The sequence below is a fragment of the Lactobacillus sp. CBA3605 genome, from assembly GCF_002970915.1.
Classification (GTDB): Bacteria; Bacillota; Bacilli; order Lactobacillales; family Lactobacillaceae; genus Lactiplantibacillus.
In genome coordinates this window covers 1,684,027-1,699,902 of the sequence record NZ_CP027190.1, presented here as the reverse complement: position 1 = coordinate 1,699,902, position 15,876 = coordinate 1,684,027, and the positions used below count along the sequence as shown (strand labels likewise).

Genomic DNA, 15,876 nt, shown 5'->3' with positions numbered 1-15,876 from the left:
AATCGGGTTATCATCGCTGCAAAAGCTACGATGATAACCCGATTTTTAATAATCATCTATTCTTGAACCCAGCACCTAAAATTAAATTGGTGTACAATTCACTCATGTGAAACTAATTGAACGGAGATGATAACTTGAAACAGCCTTGGCAAACTGCTTGGCCGGAACGGATTAGTTACGGTCTAAGTGACGCCGCTGACAACCTCGTCTTTCAAATGATGACGACTTATTTACTATTCTTTTATACGGATGTTTATGGTCTTTCGGCGAGTGCTGCTGCCATTTTATTTATCGTGGCCCGCCTCGCTGACGTTGTTGAAAGCTTAATTATTGGAATCATGATTGACCATACCCATTCTCGCTTCGGTAAAAGTCGGCCCTTCTTTTTATGGTACGCCCTGCCCTACGTCATTTTTGCGGTGCTCACCTTTGTTACCCCTAATTTTGATCAGACAGGCAAATTAATTTGGGCTTACGTCACCTACTTAGGTCTCGGTTTTTTCTATACCGCCGTTAACCTACCCATTACGTCAATCTTACCGACGCTCTCTCAAAATGAACATGAATTAACCTTACTCGGCGTTATTCGCCAATTCTTTGGCAGTTCCGTCCAGATCATCGTCGCAGTCTTCACTTTGCCGTTAGTCGCCTTCTTTGGCCGTGGTAATCAACAGCTCGGCTTTCTACTGACGATTATCGTTTTTGGAATTATCTCATTAGTTCTGATTTGGAATACTTTTTTTCATGTCCATGAGCGCTTTAGTCAACCAGAGCAGGCTCATCAGCCCCTTAGCGAAGTCTGGGGCATGTTGAAGCAGAATCAGCCCTGGTTCATTATTTCTATTGTCATCTTGCTCTACTGGCTCACAACTGCCATCAAGAACCAAACGACTATTTATTACTTTAAATACTTGCTACATGCCGAAAAACTAGTCCCACTCGTCAATGGCTTTACCTTTGCCGCCTTAATCGGAGTCTTATTAATCGTCCGGACCTCACGACAACTAGGTAAAAAGCGTACCATGCTAACTGGTATTGCTGTCGCTGCCTTGGGTCAACTCTTATTGGCAGTAGGCGTCATACAAACCAATTTAGCTATCATTTTTGCAGGTACCTTTATTAATGCCATCGGGAATGGCCTCATCATTGGTCTAGTATCCATTATGATTGCTGACACGATTCGTTACGGCATGACCATGGGGATTCAGGCTGAGGGCATCCTAGCTTCCACTGATGACTTCGGTGTCAACGTCGGTTTGGGGCTTGGCGGTCTCGTCACTGCCGGTCTCTTCCATTTGTCCGGCTACGTTGCCAATCAAGCGCAAAACACCGCCACACAACACATGATTACCTTAAACTACGCTTGGCTTCCCTTAGGCCTATACGTGCTCATGTTTATCGTCTTACTTTTCTATCGTGAACACCAACTCATGGCAGCCATTAATTCCTAAATACTTTTCAACACAAAAAACGCCTGAGAATTTAATCTCAGACGTTTTTATTTTATTTATTGTTAATAATCATAAGAAAAGTCGACCAAGGTCGACTTCTCCGAATCAAAAATCTAATTATTTAACAGCTGGTGTTTTGAACCAACCAATCCGTGATGTGATAACATCAACGATGGCTTTCTTACCAGGTGCCAATAACTTACGAGGGTCGTAGCCCTTACCGATTTGGTCAGCGCCAGATTCGATGTAAGCACGAGTAGCGTTAGCGAAAGCCACTTGGTTTTCAGTGTTAACGTTAACCTTGCTAATACCCATTTCAACAGCCTTAACGATTTGGTCCTTAGGAATACCAGAACCACCGTGAAGTACTAATGGCATCTTAACAGCGTTTGAGATTTCTTGTAAACGATCAAAATGTAAGCCAGTCCAGTTTTCTGGGTACTTACCATGAATGTTACCAATCCCAGCAGCTAAGATGTCGATACCAGTAGCAGCTAAGGTCTTAGCTTCTTCAACAGATGCTAATTCACCTTCACCGATGATACCGTCTTCTTCGCCACCAATTGAACCAACTTCGGCTTCGACAGAGATGCCTTTAGCATGAGCCAATTTAACGATTTCCTTAGTCTTTTCTAAGTTTTCGGCAAATGGTAGGTCATGACCATCAAACATAACTGATGAAAAACCAACTTCGATACATTCTTTAGCAGCTTCGTAGTTACCATGGTCTAAGTGCATAACAACAGGAACAGTGATGTTCATGTCTTCCATAGTATCAGCAACTAAGTGCTTGATTAGCTTATAGCCACCCATGTACTTAGCAGCGCCCATTGAAACTTGAAGAATAACTGGGGTGTTGGTTTCTTGAGCACCCTTTAAGATGCAACGAGTCCATTCAAGGTTGTTAGTGTTAAACGCACCAATAGCGTAATGGTTCTTGTATGCGTCTTGTGTCATATCAACAGCATTTACAAATGACATAAAAATAACCCTCCTAGGTTAATTAAGAGATACGATTTTTGAATCACACTTATTTTAGCACACTTTACCTAGGAGTGATAACCGATTTATCATATTTCTTACCTAAGTCAACGCGCTTAAGACTAGGGATTAACAAACCATTTGACAATGTAAGCCTTTCCTAAAATTAATATTATTTATTTCGGTAATTAATAAACGATTGATTTTCAAGATATTTAATTGTGAATCAAATAACTAATTATCAAAGAATTAATAATGTAAGCGTTTTCTTTTATTTCACAATAAAGTCCACTAACACCGGCATTACCAAAAGTAAGTAAAACTAAATTGTCGTAGAAAAGTTCTTATTTACATTTGTGAAGAAGTGTTTATAATAGAACTTGTGAAATAAACAACAAGTATCGTAATCGCTTAGGAGGAATCACTCGATGTTGAAAGAAATTGATGCAAAACCTGAAATTAAACAATCAATTGATCGCTTAGTGTTAAATGCCTCTTTGGCTGCCAGTCGCCTGGAAGTCATGGACCAAGCCCAGATTGATCAAGCTGTTGCAGCCATGGCTCACGCTGCTCATGCTGCTCGTGGGATGTTAGCTGCAATGGCCGTTGATGAGACTGGCCGAGGGAACTACCGTGATAAGGTGGCGAAGAACGACTTTGCTGCTAAAAATATTTATAACTATATAAAAGATGATAAGACGGTTGGTATCATTAGCGATGACCCCGTCAGTGGCATTACTAAAGTTGCGGAACCAGTTGGGATTATTGCCGGGGTAACTCCCGTGACTAACCCAACTTCGACTGTGATTTTCAATGCTATGTTAGCCTTAAAGACCCGAAATCCCATTATCTTTGGCTTCCATCCGTTTGCCCAAAAGACTTGTGTCGAAACTGGAAAAATCATTCGTGATGCGGCCATTGCTACGGGTGCCCCTAAAGATTGGATTCAATGGATCAAACAACCTAGCTTGGATGCCACTAATTCTTTGATGAATCATCCAGGCGTCGCTACTATTATTGCTACCGGTGGTGCTGGCATGGTCAAAACAGCCTATTCAACTGGTAAACCTGCGTTAGGCGTTGGTCCCGGTAATGTCCCTTGCTTCATTGAAAAAACTGCTGACGTTAAGCAAGCCGTTAACGATGTGATTGTCTCTAAGTCATTTGACAATGGGATGATTTGTGCGTCAGAATCTAACTTAATCGTTGATGACAGTATCTATGATGAGGTCAAGCAAGCATTGAGTGCCGATGGTGTCTACTTCGTTGGGCCCGAAAACTTTAAGGCTCTCGAAAGCACGGTCATGAACTTGAAAAAGCAAGCCGTCGATCCGAAAGTTGCCGGTCAAACGCCTTGGCAGATTGCCAAATGGGCTGGTTTCGATGTCCCAGCTACCACTAAAGTCTTGGCCGTTGAATTGGCTGACATTGGTGGAGATCAGCCCCTTTCACGTGAAAAGCTATCGCCCGTTTTGGCCGTGGTTCACGCTAAAGATACCGCTGCAGGCTTTAACTTAATGAAACGTAGCTTAGCGCTCGGTGGCTTAGGTCACACGGCCACTTTGCACACGACTGATGAAGCCGTGATGAATGACTTTGCACTTGAGATGACCGCTTGTCGGGCCTTAATCAACGTGCCATCCTCACAAGGTGCCATTGGCTTTAAGTATGACAACGTTGCCCCTTCCTTAACGCTTGGCTGTGGGACTTGGGGCCATAACTCCATTTCACATAACTTGGAAGATTGGGATTTGTTGAACATTAAAACTGTCGCTAAACGCTTAAATAAAATTCGTTAAACCTTTAAATACAGATGTAGAATTGCCGCCAAAAAGCGCCGCCACTCAGCAAGTTTAGCTTGCTAGTGACGGCGCTTTTTAGTAGACCTGTTTTAGCTTAATTTTTTAAATTTAAAAGCATCCAGAACTCGATCCGGTCGATACATGAGCCAACGCCCAATACTCCAAGTTAAATAAGCCGTGACGATTGCCATGATAATGCCTTGTAACCAAGGAAACTGATCATAGGCCTGACTAGTCACTGTATTTAACAAGAGCGTACAAAAACCAGAGAATCCCACGCTAATGCTCAAATAAATGACTGCTAACCATAAGAATAGCGTTCTAAATTGTGGGAATAGTAAGAAATCGCCACTATTCTTCAGTGATAAGTGTTGACTGGCCCAGCGATTCAATCCATATAACCCAATGATGACCACTAAGGAGCCAATCATCACCAGCCAAAATCCCGGCCAAGTGGCTTGATTCAATTGGTGCAAAGGATCAATTTTAATTGAACTCACTTGCATTAGCTTGGCGCTTAAGCTCAAAACACCATCATAAAAGAAGACTAAGCTTGGTAAAAAGATCAGAATAACCAAAACACTTGCTAATGGCTGGCCTAACCACAAACCAATCGTGGCAACTAGTAGGTAGAGCGCCAGGATAAACATTAACTGACTAATCGTGTAACGTAACGTTTCACCCCAATTGAGATTATAGGCCCGTGGATAATGTGTCAATAACCGCACCAGCCCTAAAAATACCCCTTGCATCAACACATCACTAATCACAATGGTACTCATAAATAGCCCTAATTTTTGCTGATAAAGCTGTTGCCGTGTCGCACGTAAGGCCAGCAGGTAATGATTAAAGTTAGTATAGTTATCCCACATAAATGTAAACCAACCTAGGATAATCACCATCCCAAAGATGGCCAATAACATCGGCACGCCATTATCATTAGCTGGGGCCCCATGTAAAAATACCTTGTTCGATAAAATGGCTGTATTGATGGCTGCACGGACGCCACCAATCAGCGCTAACCCGCAAGCAACGAGTAGTACGCCCCAATAACGATGCCAGAGTAACCGCCGTACCGCTTGATTTGTCATTTAGTTTGCCCCCTAGTTTAACCTAAAATATCGTAATCCTGTTCATCCGTTAAATTTGCCATGAATAAGTCGGTTAACGACAATGGCAATGTTTCTTGAAAGGCCGGCTTAGTCGCAGTTAGCTGCGTGGCTAATTCAGTCGTAAAGTTCTCAAAGACCACGACAATGACCCGACCAGAAACACTGACAATGTGACCTTGTTCTCGCAATAGTCGCGGAATCTTCTTATCTCGATAAACTAATTGCAGTTTCCGAGCTTGCGTTCGCATCGTTTCTAACTGATAGTCATGAATCAAGCGGCCCTGTTTTAAGATTAAGGCCCGGTCGATAATGCCTTCTAATTCTGACAAATTGTGGGACGCAATCAAGACAGCGCGTTGTCCCTTTGCCACCTCATCAATCAAAATGCTCAACACATTCTTACGAATCAACACGTCCAGCCCATCCAAAGGTTCATCTAAAAACAAATACGGGGCTTCGGTTGCTACACTTAGAATAATTGTAAATAGACCGAACATGCCTTTTGAAAAATGTCGCAATTTTCGATTAAGGGATAGGTGGTAACGTTCGGCAAGTTGGGTAAACTTCACCACATCAAATGCCGGATAGGCAGCTTGATAATACCACTGTACTTGTTGACCAGTCAGGCCTTTAAAAAAATTGGCTTGGGCATCCACAAAGCTCAGTTGCGTTTTTAAGTCTGGCTGGTCACTGAGACTTTTGCCATCGACCAAAACTCGGCCACCGGTTGGCAAATATTGCCCATTAATGGTGCGAAATAACGTCGTTTTACCCACACCGTTACGCCCAATCACACCGACGATTTGTCCCAACTGTAGGTCGAAGCTAATTTCAGTTAGCGTCGCTTGTTGGTCAATTTGTTGACTTAATTTATCAATTGTTAAACTCATGATGAGGTCTCCTCCAATTCGGTTAACCAAGTAATTAAATCCGCAATCGGCACGCCAACTTGTTGAGCTTGCTGGACCAATTGTTGGAGATTTTGTTGAATCGTCTCCCGCTCAGCGGTGCGATCAGGCGGATTGACATAACTACCCTTGCCTTGCACGGTCCGAATCACGTGCAGAGCTTCCAATTGTTTGTACGCCTTACTGACGGTATTCGGATTCAATAAGTGCTGCCTAGCCATTTCACGCACCGATGGCAGTTGGTCGTCCGTCTGCAAAACACCATGCGCAATATCTTGTTGCAAACCCGCAACCAGTTGTGCATAGTACGGCTGGCCGTTTTGATGATCAATCATAACCATAGCGCTACCTCCGTAACTGTCTTACACTGTACTACACATCATACAGCATAGTACAGTGTAAGACAACTTAGCGCAAAAAAATAATCACGACAAGAATTTTGTGAATTCCTGTCGTGATTATTTGGCCTCAGTCATCAAGGACACTGACTTCCGACCCATACTAACTTATTTACGTCGTAATTCATGAACAGCATATTCCATAATCCCCATTAAAATAATTAAGCCACTTGGAAAGGCAATCGCACTGACGGTCATACTAGCCGTTAATTCGAAAAAGTAACCGATAGCTGCCACCAAAATAATTGCGGTAATCAACAGCCCCGTGTCCACTTTTCCCCAATGTCTAATCATCAAAATAACCTCATTTCTACTGTTTTTGTCACCACGAGTGTAACATGCCTTGCAACAGTTTATGAGCGCTTTACCGTAAGAATTCCATTAGAATTATTTTAATGTTGACGGCCGGTATTTAAGCTAATAGTCGCGTCATTGTCGTTACTGCTAACCGACCATCATGGGTCAATGGCAAGAATAACTGATCGCCATCTTCAAAGCCCAACTTTTTCCAAAAAGTCGCAGTTACAGTATCATCTGTCACTCGTGATAGCTGCAAGCAATGGATATTACTTTGGAGAGCTGCTTGCATTAGCCCCGTGGCAATCACACTGCCCACTGAGCGCCGCTGGTAGGCTTGACCAACCATCAATAACCCAATGAACAAGAAATCTTGTTTCGGATATTGGGTTAACACGTCTAAAACTGCCACCAAATGATGCGCCAAATAAAACCCAAAAACTTGTTTTTGTTCCGCTGCTACGCCATCTGGACGGGCTGTCAAATCATTTTGGACTTCGGCTAATGTTAAATCAGTTGGTGAAAAATACTGATGATATTGGGGATTGCTTTGTTCGAGTTCCAATAAAGCTTGTTGATCCGCCAACGTTAATAATTTAACTGTAAAGTTAGGCAATTGCGTTTGTAAAGTTGATAATTTCATGATTGGTTACTCCCATGTTTTTTCTAAGTTATACCAAGTCTCGCCGGCATGTGTCGATGCTGCGACCCCTTGGTTTTTAAAGCCGTTCTTCTCATAAAAAGGAATCAACCGGGCCAGACAAGTCAGTGCCATACTCGTGCGCCCTGCTTGTTGGGCCACCGTAGCTAATGCTGTCAACAGTTGACTGCCGATATTTTGATGCTGAGCAGTCGGGGCCACAGCCAAAGTAAATACCAATTGATGACCACCCTGTGCTAAGTTAGCCGGCGTCACCGTGTACATGTGATCTTCAATATATCGGGCCGTCACGGCGGGGCCAACAATAAACCCTAAAACTGTATTAGCCTCGCGAGCCACTAAGAACGTGGTCGCTAACTTAGTCATCCGTTCGCGATAAGCTAGGGCCGTCCCTTGTTCGGCGGCCGTAAAACCGGCTGCTTCAATCGCTAAAATTTGTGGTAAGTCAGTTGACCTTACTGGCGTAATTTCCATGTCTAAGGACTCCTTTCAAGCTTAAAATCAGGCCTTAACTTGCTTTATTATAACAGAAACAATCCTCGTAACGACTTTAACCACTGACCATCGCAAATGGCTTGTCGCTTACTGTTTCAACATGCTATACTTAAGTTGTGAATTCGGTTACAAAAAACGGAATTCAATACTCTAATCGAAATTAGGTGAAAGTTATGCCAGCACAATCAGCAGCACAACTATGGAAAGACTTTAGTGAAACCACTACTACCAGCGGCGTTTCGTATCAGACACGCTGGTTCGGTGATCAAAAAAAGCCAGCTGAAGTTCAAGCATTAACCGATGCGATTTTAGCTGGTATCAAAACAGCCACAACGACTCCACTAGATGCCTACACGGCTGAACAAGTGGCCATCCCGCAAGTTGGTGATTACAACGTCCTTTTAGATGGCGATATGAAACCCGTCGCCATTCTTAAAACGGTTGTTTCAGAATTAATCCCCTTCTATCGCATCTCCGCTGAACATGCCTATCATGAAGCAGATGGTGATCGTTCTATTGGAAATTGGCGGGAACTAAAAACCCAAGCTTTTACACCTGACTTGGAAGCCCATGGACACGTTTTAAATGCAGATACGCCCATGGTCAGTGAAGTCTTTGAACTCGTCTACCGCGCCGACTAATTAAGCGAATCCTACCAATCAAGTGGAAGCGGCAGGGATCTGAGGCCATCGTCTCAGACCCCTGCCTTTTTACGAGCCTTTAAGTCAGGATTCTCCCAGCAAGTTGCCGCTTGCTACTGGGTATTTTTTCGTTATAATTAAAGTTCGAACGATCCGAGGAGGTCTTTAAATTGGCGGTTAACACACAACCGATAATTCGGTTAACTCAGGTTGGTAAAAGCTATGGCGACCAACCCATTCTTAAAAACATTAATTTAGAACTTGAGGCCGGTAAATTTTACACTTTGCTGGGGCCCTCCGGTTGTGGTAAAACCACCATCTTACGGACCATTGCTGGCTTTACAGCGGTCACTAGTGGTCAAGTTTATTTTGATGGTCAGCTTATCAATGACTTACCTGCTAATCAGCGTCAAGTCAATACGGTCTTTCAAGACTATGCACTATTCCCACATTTAAATGTCGCTGAAAACGTGGGCTTCGGCTTAAAATTACATAAAGTCGCTAAAGCTGAAATTGCCACTCGGGTCCAACAAGCCCTGGCACTAGTCCAACTGGCTGATTTTGGTGACCGTGAAATTAGTGCCCTATCTGGTGGTCAACAACAACGAGTCGCAATTGCCCGGGCACTGGTGATGCAGCCAAAAGTGCTCTTACTCGATGAACCCTTATCAGCGTTAGACGCTAAACTCCGTAAAGCCATGCAATATGAGCTCCGCGCCTTACAACAACGCTTAGGGATTACCTTTCTCTTTGTCACTCATGACCAAGAAGAAGCGCTCGCTATGAGTGACGAGATTTTCGTCATGAATGACGGTCAGATTTTGCAAGGCGGTTCTCCTGTCGACATTTATGATGAACCCATTAATCATTTTGTAGCGAACTTCATTGGTGAAAGTAACATTATTCCCGGTCAGATGGTCAAAGACTTCGAAGTAACCTTTGTTGGTAAATCTTTCGAATGTGCAGATGCTGGGATGCGCCCCAACGAAGCCGTGGAAGTCGTTTTACGGCCGGAAGACTTAGACATTGTCAGTGCCGACCAAGGCAAGCTCGTGGTAACCGTTAATTCACAGCTGTTCCGTGGCAATTACTTTGAAATCGTCGCGACCGATAGTGATGGTAACGAGTGGCTGGTGCACTCCACCAATCCGGCAACTGAAGGCGCCCCCATCGGGTTAACCTTTGACCCCCAAGATATCCATGTCATGCGTTTACACGAATCCGAAGCCGCTTTTGACGCGCGCTTGGAACGTTATGATGCGGATTAGGAGGCGCTTAAAATGCAACGAAAACAACGCTTAAGTCGTAATACGGCTTACTTCGTGCCATATATCCTTTGGATTTTATTATTTGTATTGGCACCGGTTATCTTATTGATTTATCAATCATTTTTCAACATAGATGGTCAATTTACTTTGGCTAATTACCAAACTTACTTCACCTCTAAGACCTATCTATTAATGACGGTCAATTCGGTCTGGTATGCCTTTTTAATCACCTTGGCAACAGTCTTAATCAGTTATCCGACCGCTTATTTATTGAATGAAACGAAACATGCCCAACTCTGGTTATTGCTCATCATTATGCCAACTTGGATTAACTTACTATTAAAGGCCTACGCCTTTATTGGGATTTTTAGCCAAAATGGTATTGCCAATCAATTTTTAAGTTTCATTGGAATTGGTCCAAAACAGCTCTTATTTACGAATTTTAGCTTTATCTTTGTGGCCGCTTATATTCAGATTCCATTCATGGTTTTACCGATTTATAATGCGCTGAGTGAACTCAAGCCTTCTTATATCAATGCCAGTCGGGATTTAGGCGCCACCAATTGGCAAACCTTTAGTCGCGTGATTTTCCCACTGACCTTACCGGGTGTCAAAGCCGGGATTCAAGCGGTTTTCATTCCATCACTCTCGCTCTTCATGTTAACGCGGCTGATTGGCGGTAATAAAGTCATTACATTAGGTACGGCAATTGAAGAACACTTTCTCACCACCATGAATTGGGGACTAGGGTCAACGATTGGGGTCATCTTAATCATTGCGATGGTGATTATTATGTGGTTAACTGGCGGCGATAAGCGCCATCATCGAAAGGGGCTGACAAAATGAAGCACCTCGCTTTCAAGTGGCGGCACTTATACCTCTGGTTGATTTTTATCGTGCTATACGCGCCAATTATCTTTTTGGTTGTTTACTCCTTTAGTGCCGGCACCACCATGACAAATTTCCACGGGTTTACTTGGGCTCATTATCAAGCCTTATTCGCTGATAGTCGGCTGATTGCGATTTTTCTAGACACCTTATTAATTGCTTTGTTATCGGCTATTTTAGCAACGACCATTGGGACTTTAGGCGCTTTAGGAATCAATAATACAACACGACCGGTCACCCGCAACACCTTATTAGCGTTAAATAATATCTTGATGGTTTCCCCCGATGTCATTATTGGCGCGAGCTTTTTAATCTTTTTTACTGCTCTAAAAATTCCACTCGGTTTTGGCTCGGTTCTGCTTAGTCACGTGGCTTTTTCAATCCCCATCGTTGTGCTCATGGTCTTGCCTAAAATCCAAGAAATGGGCACCAGCTTGCTCGACGCTGCCGCTGACTTAGGTGCAAATAACTGGCAACTCTTAAGCCAAGTGATCGTCCCCTACATCATGCCCGGGATTTTTTCCGGCTTTTTCATGGCATTAACCTATTCGCTGGATGACTTTGCGGTGACTTTTTTCGTAACCGGGAACGGTTTTACGACGTTATCTGTCGAAATTTATTCCCGCGCCCGCCAAGGCATCAACCTCGAAATCAACGCCTTATCCGGACTAATGTTGCTCTTAGCGTTGGTCCTAGTCATCGGCTATTACTTTATTAACCAGTATGGGCGGCGACAACGCCGCTTACCAAGGAGGCGCCGTGGATGAAAAAACTACTGAGTGCGATTGTCGGCTTACTTCTAATTTGCGGCTTACTGGCGTTAGGTGCCCATCAGTTGCAAACCAGTGCGGGAAGCAATAGTCGCCACGTCTTGAACCTCTATACTTGGGGCGATTATATTGACCCTAGCTTGTTGACCAAGTTCCAAAAACAAACGGGCTATCACGTTAACGTTGAGACTTTTGACAGTAACGAAGCGATGTTCACTAAAATCAAGCAGGGCGGCACTAGCTATGATTTAACGGTACCCAGTGATTACATGATTGAAAAAATGAAAGCCGCCAAGTTACTCCTGCCATTAGATAAAAAACGCCTGACGGGAATGCAGAATTACGACCCGCGTTTTTTAAATTTAGCTTTTGACCGGCACAATCAGTATTCTGTGCCCTATTTTTGGGGCACCCTTGGCATTATTTATAATGACAAGACTGTTCAACCGGGTAGTATTCAGCATTGGCAAGACTTATGGTCCCAGAAATATCGCAATAAAATCATGTTGATTGACAGTGCCCGCGATGTCATGGGGATGGCCTTAGCATCCATGCATCAATCCATGAATACGACTGATCCGGCCACTTTATTAGCGGCGCGCAATAAGTTAGATCAACTATCGCCCAACGTCAAAGCTGTCGTTGCGGATGAAATCAAAATGTATATGATTCAAAATGAAGCGTCCGTGGCTGTTGACTGGTCCGGGGAAGCAGCCGAAATGCTAGCCAATAACTCCCATTTACATTACGTTGTCCCCGCTGAAGGTAGTAACCTCTGGTTTGACAATCTAGTGATTCCTAAAACGGCGCGTCATTTCAAAGCAATCTATGCCTTTTTGAACTTCATGAGCAACCCGAAAAATGCCGCACAAAATGCGGCTTATATCGGTTATGCCACACCTAATCGGGCTGCTAAAGCCTTGTTACCTAAAGCGATTCGTAACGATCGCCAATTTTATCCGGATGATAAGACCATCCGCCATCTTCAAATCTATCAAGATCTCTCACCAGCAAAAGTGGGTCTATATAACGATCGGTATTTAGAATTCAAGATGCATCATTAGAACCAAAAATCAGGACCGACTTGTCGTCGATCCTGATTTTTTGCGTTAATGATACCAGTCAAAACGGCCTTTTTTCAAAACCGTACTCAAATGTGCGCTTTCAACTAACGAACGGTCCGTAATAACTTTTTTGAGCACCGAAGCTGGATAGCCTTGAACGGGACGATTATTACTAAGGATCTCACCAATCCCATCCCGATCACTCAAAGAGGCCACCGTACCACTCGATTGATACCTAAATGGCGTCGTCGGCTGGTTATGCCGCAATGCCCCAATATTTTTAGCTGCTTGTTCACCCGCAGCTAACGCAATCTGCGCCGTAGTTGGATAAGGCCGATTATTAGCAGGATCTATGACTGCCGCAACATCACCAACAATGAACACTTCCGGATGATCCGTCAACGATAAGTCAGGCTGAACTGTCACCCGATTTCGCCGTTGCTCAAAGCCAGAATCATTAATCACGTGCGACCCACTCACGCCGACCGTCCAAATAATCGTATTCGCTGCGAATTCTTGTGCTTGCTGGGCACTGTCTTCGTAAGCCACCACACCGGGTTTGATTGCCGTAATGCTAGCACCTAACTTCATCTCAACATCATGTGCTGCCATAAACGTTTTCGCATAGTTTTGCAATTTCGATGTGAACATCGGCAGGATGCTGGGCATGCGCTCAAAACAAACTAACTTAATTGCCGGCGTCTGATACTTAGCCCGCAACTTTGGCAACGATTGGGTCAACTCGCCTAACAACTCAATCCCCGTAAAGCCAGCGCCACAGACGGCAACTTTTAGATCATTATGATTTTTAGTCGTCGCATACCCTTTGACCTTAGCTTCTAAATGCTGATAAACCGCTTCAGCCGTCGTCAAGTCATCCATTGGTAACGCATTATCATCCGCTCCCGGAACCCCGAATGTTTCTGACTGAAAACCTAATGCCACGACTAAATAATCATAAGTAATCGTCGGTTGATCCACTAACGCCACCCATTGATTAGCAACATCGATTTTAGCTACAACTGCTTGCATAAATTTAACCCGTTTATCAAGCACGGTTCGAATATCATAAGTAATGCGTTCCGGTGCAATGGTGCCCGCGGCGACTTCATGCAGATTAGTTTTTTCAGTATGCGTTGGTGTCTGATCAACTAAGATCAAATCATCATCTAATGGCGCCTTTTTTTGTAAAAATTTAAGCGCCCGCATCCCTGCATAGCCCCCACCAAGTACTAAAATTGTTGCCATATTAGTGCCCCTCTTTTCTAACTGCGGTTACGCTTGCTTTTGGACAGATTCCAGCTTCACTGGCAGTTGCCTTTATCGTACACTGGTAATCACCAAAAATCAGCTAAAGCCACTGGTTAGTTTATTAGCTGGCACTACTGTTCAATTTTAGTAGTAGTATCGATGGCAGTTACGGCTTGCAAAAAGTGGAGCTAAAGTCAATTGGTTCCGTCTCCAGGTTAAAAGCGCGCCTGCCGCCGACTTTTGTCCACACAAAATTTTTGCTGACTTAAATAAACCCAATCGGGGCTAAGCCTAACCAACTCATCACATTCACAGTGACGCCAGCCGGTAAAACAGGCTTTAAGGCCGCCCGAATCTCAGCCTCACTAGCTAAAGTGTGCAAATCATACCAGTAAGTCCCCTTTTTATCGTTTCCGACTAACATCCAGTCACCTAAACTCGCTAATTTTTCCACGTCCAAATCAGCCGGCATTTTTTTCAAAAAGATGTGCATCGTTGGTTTCCACGCACCATCATAATTTTGTGTCCGCACCCGTAATTGATTCGCCACCCGCTGTAACTTTTTGGCCCGCAGCGCACGAAAACCAATCAAAGCTAACTCAATCAAGATAATGGGCCCAAACACTGAATCGAATCGTTGTACGCCCATGATAAAAAGCAAGGCGATGATAATCACTAAACCGGCATAAATCGCAATATTCATTAAATTAAGCTGATGAGCGCGCATGCCTAAAACAATCTTTAACTGGATTTGCGCATCTTGTTGGTCGACGCGCGCCTGCTGTACTTCCGGCTGGGTGCTCCCCGTATAGATCACCTGCATTTTTGGCGCTTTTAACGGGACCGTCGCCAAAATTTCAAAGATAGCCGGCTTTCCCGTTAAAGCCGTCACCACTTCGGTATTGACATATTCACTAAATAGCCGATAATGCGCCTTGGTTGCCGTAAATTGATACCAGTTGCCAGTGATGCCAGCTAGTAGCCACCCCTTTTGCGCCATCTTATTCAACCAAGTCAGTTCAGTTGCTGAGCCTTTAATCATTGTTCGATACCGTCGCATCTTAACCTACCCCCGATAGGCTTGCCAGTTCCCGCTGACAACCACCAAATTTTTCAAGCCACTTGTTTAACACCCGTTAAAGAAAGCGGTTTCCATGTCTCTGTTTTAAATTATGCGTCAGTTGATTATTGAATGCAACCCTGCGCCAACACCTATTAAAACCCAGCTAGCAGTGCTAGACTAAGTTATGATAGCGGTATCATCCGTTATTAACGGGGGGCTTTATTTATGTACAGTAGTCAGCAGCAGCCATGGAAACAAGCATTACAGCTGCTGCCAGCCTTGATTTTTCTCCTCTTACCAGTTAGTCAAAATTATGTGCACTTATTTCAATTAGATTTTAAGCCCATCATTTTCCTTTATTTCGGTTATATCTTACTCATTGGCATCACCGAAGAATACGTTTATCGTGGCGTCTTATTGCCCTTACTGGGGCGGGCTTTACCTCATCGGCCGATGACTGCCATCATTATTGACAGCTTACTCTTTGGCATGAGCCATGTTTTAGTTAACAGTCATCAGTTAGCGCTTAATTACGTCATTCCGCAAGCGCTATACGCAGCTGTTTGTGGCTTATTACTTTGTGGCGTTTATCTCAAAACAAGAAATTTGATACTGCCGATGTTATTGCATGCGCTCAGTGATGTAGGCCTAGTCGTTCAATTCATGACCCACACCCATACGCAGCGTGCTTTAACCTTTTCTGCTCAGACGACCGTCATCTCATTAATCCTAACTAGTGGCTTTTTTATCATCGTTGCCGCAGTCGTTTATTGGCAAATTCGGCACGTCACCATCGAAGAACAATTACTCATTTAAACTAAGAAGT

17 protein-coding genes are annotated in these 15,876 nt (G+C 43.8%); 8 read left to right on the top strand and 9 right to left on the bottom strand.

The genetic code is table 11. The features are described 5' to 3' along the window. Positions 1 to 134 precede the first annotated feature (134 nt). Positions 135 to 1,451 carry a glycoside-pentoside-hexuronide (GPH):cation symporter gene (locus tag C5Z25_RS08145; protein WP_105452188.1) on the top strand — a complete coding sequence of 439 codons (1,317 nt, stop codon included), beginning with the start codon at positions 135 to 137 and terminating at the stop codon, positions 1,449 to 1,451. 117 nt (positions 1,452 to 1,568) lie between these two features. Here C5Z25_RS08145 and fba read toward each other — a convergent pair whose 3' ends face one another. Beyond that, positions 1,569 to 2,432 (bottom strand): class II fructose-1,6-bisphosphate aldolase, encoded by an 864-nt coding sequence (fba, locus tag C5Z25_RS08140; RefSeq protein WP_105452187.1) that lies wholly within the window; start codon positions 2,430 to 2,432, stop codon positions 1,569 to 1,571. 428 nt (positions 2,433 to 2,860) lie between these two features. On the opposite strand from fba, the gene C5Z25_RS08135 reads away from it, so the two are divergent. Then, on the top strand, positions 2,861 to 4,231 hold the full coding sequence (locus C5Z25_RS08135) for an aldehyde dehydrogenase family protein (protein WP_105452186.1): 1,371 nt from the start codon (positions 2,861 to 2,863) through the stop codon (positions 4,229 to 4,231). A gap of 92 nt (positions 4,232 to 4,323) precedes the next feature. Here the strand turns inward: C5Z25_RS08135 and C5Z25_RS08130 are convergent, their stop codons facing one another. From C5Z25_RS08130 to C5Z25_RS08105, 6 genes are all read right to left on the bottom strand, one after another. Beyond that, the gene (locus C5Z25_RS08130) at positions 4,324 to 5,325 is read right to left on the bottom strand and encodes a hypothetical protein (protein ID WP_105452185.1); all 1,002 of its coding nucleotides are present in this window, start codon (positions 5,323 to 5,325) and stop codon (positions 4,324 to 4,326) included. Positions 5,326 to 5,342: 17 nt separating this feature from the next. Further along, on the bottom strand, positions 5,343 to 6,236 hold the full coding sequence (locus C5Z25_RS08125) for an ATP-binding cassette domain-containing protein (RefSeq protein ID WP_105452184.1): 894 nt from the start codon (positions 6,234 to 6,236) through the stop codon (positions 5,343 to 5,345). Further along, the gene (locus tag C5Z25_RS08120) at positions 6,233 to 6,595 is read right to left on the bottom strand and encodes a GntR family transcriptional regulator (RefSeq protein ID WP_105452183.1); all 363 of its coding nucleotides are present in this window, start codon (positions 6,593 to 6,595) and stop codon (positions 6,233 to 6,235) included. Before C5Z25_RS08120 ends, C5Z25_RS08125 begins: the two co-directional genes overlap by 4 nt. A 165-nt stretch (positions 6,596 to 6,760) precedes the next feature. Beyond that, complete coding sequence (locus C5Z25_RS08115; RefSeq protein ID WP_105452182.1) at positions 6,761 to 6,946, bottom strand: hypothetical protein; 186 nt, start codon at positions 6,944 to 6,946, stop codon at positions 6,761 to 6,763. 118 nt (positions 6,947 to 7,064) lie between these two features. Continuing rightward, positions 7,065 to 7,592 (bottom strand): GNAT family N-acetyltransferase, encoded by a 528-nt coding sequence (locus tag C5Z25_RS08110; protein ID WP_105452181.1) that lies wholly within the window; start codon positions 7,590 to 7,592, stop codon positions 7,065 to 7,067. A 6-nt stretch (positions 7,593 to 7,598) separates the two neighbouring features. Next, positions 7,599 to 8,084 carry a GNAT family N-acetyltransferase gene (locus tag C5Z25_RS08105; RefSeq protein ID WP_105452180.1) on the bottom strand — a complete coding sequence of 162 codons (486 nt, stop codon included), beginning with the start codon at positions 8,082 to 8,084 and terminating at the stop codon, positions 7,599 to 7,601. A 194-nt stretch (positions 8,085 to 8,278) separates the two neighbouring features. Here C5Z25_RS08105 and C5Z25_RS08100 point away from each other — a divergent pair, with 194 nt between their 5' ends. The 5 genes from C5Z25_RS08100 (at position 8,279) to C5Z25_RS08080 (ending at position 12,736) form a co-directional block, all read left to right on the top strand. Next, positions 8,279 to 8,746 carry an ASCH domain-containing protein gene (locus C5Z25_RS08100; RefSeq protein ID WP_105452179.1) on the top strand — a complete coding sequence of 156 codons (468 nt, stop codon included), beginning with the start codon at positions 8,279 to 8,281 and terminating at the stop codon, positions 8,744 to 8,746. Between the two features lie 170 nt (positions 8,747 to 8,916). Beyond that, on the top strand, positions 8,917 to 10,014 hold the full coding sequence (locus tag C5Z25_RS08095) for an ABC transporter ATP-binding protein (protein ID WP_105452178.1): 1,098 nt from the start codon (positions 8,917 to 8,919) through the stop codon (positions 10,012 to 10,014). A 12-nt stretch (positions 10,015 to 10,026) separates the two neighbouring features. After that, positions 10,027 to 10,860, top strand: coding sequence for an ABC transporter permease (locus C5Z25_RS08090; RefSeq protein WP_105452177.1), 834 nt, complete (start codon positions 10,027 to 10,029; stop codon positions 10,858 to 10,860). After that, the gene (locus C5Z25_RS08085; protein WP_105452176.1) at positions 10,857 to 11,669 is read left to right on the top strand and encodes an ABC transporter permease; all 813 of its coding nucleotides are present in this window, start codon (positions 10,857 to 10,859) and stop codon (positions 11,667 to 11,669) included. Before C5Z25_RS08090 ends, C5Z25_RS08085 begins: the two co-directional genes overlap by 4 nt. Then, a complete protein-coding gene (locus C5Z25_RS08080) occupies positions 11,666 to 12,736 on the top strand; it encodes an ABC transporter substrate-binding protein (protein WP_105452175.1) in 1,071 nt (356 codons plus the stop codon). The genes C5Z25_RS08085 and C5Z25_RS08080 overlap by 4 nt, the downstream gene beginning before the upstream one ends. Before the next feature lie 45 nt (positions 12,737 to 12,781). Here C5Z25_RS08080 and C5Z25_RS08075 read toward each other — a convergent pair whose 3' ends face one another. Both C5Z25_RS08075 and C5Z25_RS08070 read right to left on the bottom strand, forming a co-directional pair. Further along, positions 12,782 to 13,984 (bottom strand): NAD(P)/FAD-dependent oxidoreductase, encoded by a 1,203-nt coding sequence (locus C5Z25_RS08075; protein ID WP_105452174.1) that lies wholly within the window; start codon positions 13,982 to 13,984, stop codon positions 12,782 to 12,784. Positions 13,985 to 14,252: 268 nt separating this feature from the next. Then, a complete protein-coding gene (locus C5Z25_RS08070) occupies positions 14,253 to 15,047 on the bottom strand; it encodes a hypothetical protein (RefSeq protein WP_105452173.1) in 795 nt (264 codons plus the stop codon). Positions 15,048 to 15,275: 228 nt separating this feature from the next. Between C5Z25_RS08070 and C5Z25_RS08065 the strand changes: the two genes are divergently transcribed. Then, positions 15,276 to 15,866, top strand: a complete 591-nt coding sequence (locus tag C5Z25_RS08065) for a CPBP family intramembrane glutamic endopeptidase (protein WP_105452172.1) — start codon at positions 15,276 to 15,278, stop codon at positions 15,864 to 15,866. Positions 15,867 to 15,876: the final 10 nt, after the last annotated feature.

Excerpts from the sequence above, each read along its gene's own strand:
- fba (WP_105452187.1), bottom strand. The coding sequence starts at position 2,432 with ATGTCATTTGTAAATGCTGTTGATATGACACAAGACGCATACAAGAAC.
- C5Z25_RS08135 (WP_105452186.1), top strand. The coding sequence starts at position 2,861 with ATGTTGAAAGAAATTGATGCAAAACCTGAAATTAAACAATCAATTGAT.
- C5Z25_RS08130 (WP_105452185.1), bottom strand. The coding sequence starts at position 5,325 with ATGACAAATCAAGCGGTACGGCGGTTACTCTGGCATCGTTATTGGGGC.
- C5Z25_RS08125 (WP_105452184.1), bottom strand. The coding sequence starts at position 6,236 with ATGAGTTTAACAATTGATAAATTAAGTCAACAAATTGACCAACAAGCG.
- C5Z25_RS08120 (WP_105452183.1), bottom strand. The coding sequence starts at position 6,595 with ATGGTTATGATTGATCATCAAAACGGCCAGCCGTACTATGCACAACTG.
- C5Z25_RS08115 (WP_105452182.1), bottom strand. The coding sequence starts at position 6,946 with ATGATTAGACATTGGGGAAAAGTGGACACGGGGCTGTTGATTACCGCA.
- C5Z25_RS08110 (WP_105452181.1), bottom strand. The coding sequence starts at position 7,592 with ATGAAATTATCAACTTTACAAACGCAATTGCCTAACTTTACAGTTAAA.
- C5Z25_RS08105 (WP_105452180.1), bottom strand. The coding sequence starts at position 8,084 with ATGGAAATTACGCCAGTAAGGTCAACTGACTTACCACAAATTTTAGCG.
- C5Z25_RS08100 (WP_105452179.1), top strand. The coding sequence starts at position 8,279 with ATGCCAGCACAATCAGCAGCACAACTATGGAAAGACTTTAGTGAAACC.
- C5Z25_RS08090 (WP_105452177.1), top strand. The coding sequence starts at position 10,027 with ATGCAACGAAAACAACGCTTAAGTCGTAATACGGCTTACTTCGTGCCA.
- C5Z25_RS08085 (WP_105452176.1), top strand. The coding sequence starts at position 10,857 with ATGAAGCACCTCGCTTTCAAGTGGCGGCACTTATACCTCTGGTTGATT.
- C5Z25_RS08080 (WP_105452175.1), top strand. The coding sequence starts at position 11,666 with ATGAAAAAACTACTGAGTGCGATTGTCGGCTTACTTCTAATTTGCGGC.
- C5Z25_RS08075 (WP_105452174.1), bottom strand. The coding sequence starts at position 13,984 with ATGGCAACAATTTTAGTACTTGGTGGGGGCTATGCAGGGATGCGGGCG.
- C5Z25_RS08070 (WP_105452173.1), bottom strand. The coding sequence starts at position 15,047 with ATGCGACGGTATCGAACAATGATTAAAGGCTCAGCAACTGAACTGACT.
- C5Z25_RS08065 (WP_105452172.1), top strand. The coding sequence starts at position 15,276 with ATGTACAGTAGTCAGCAGCAGCCATGGAAACAAGCATTACAGCTGCTG.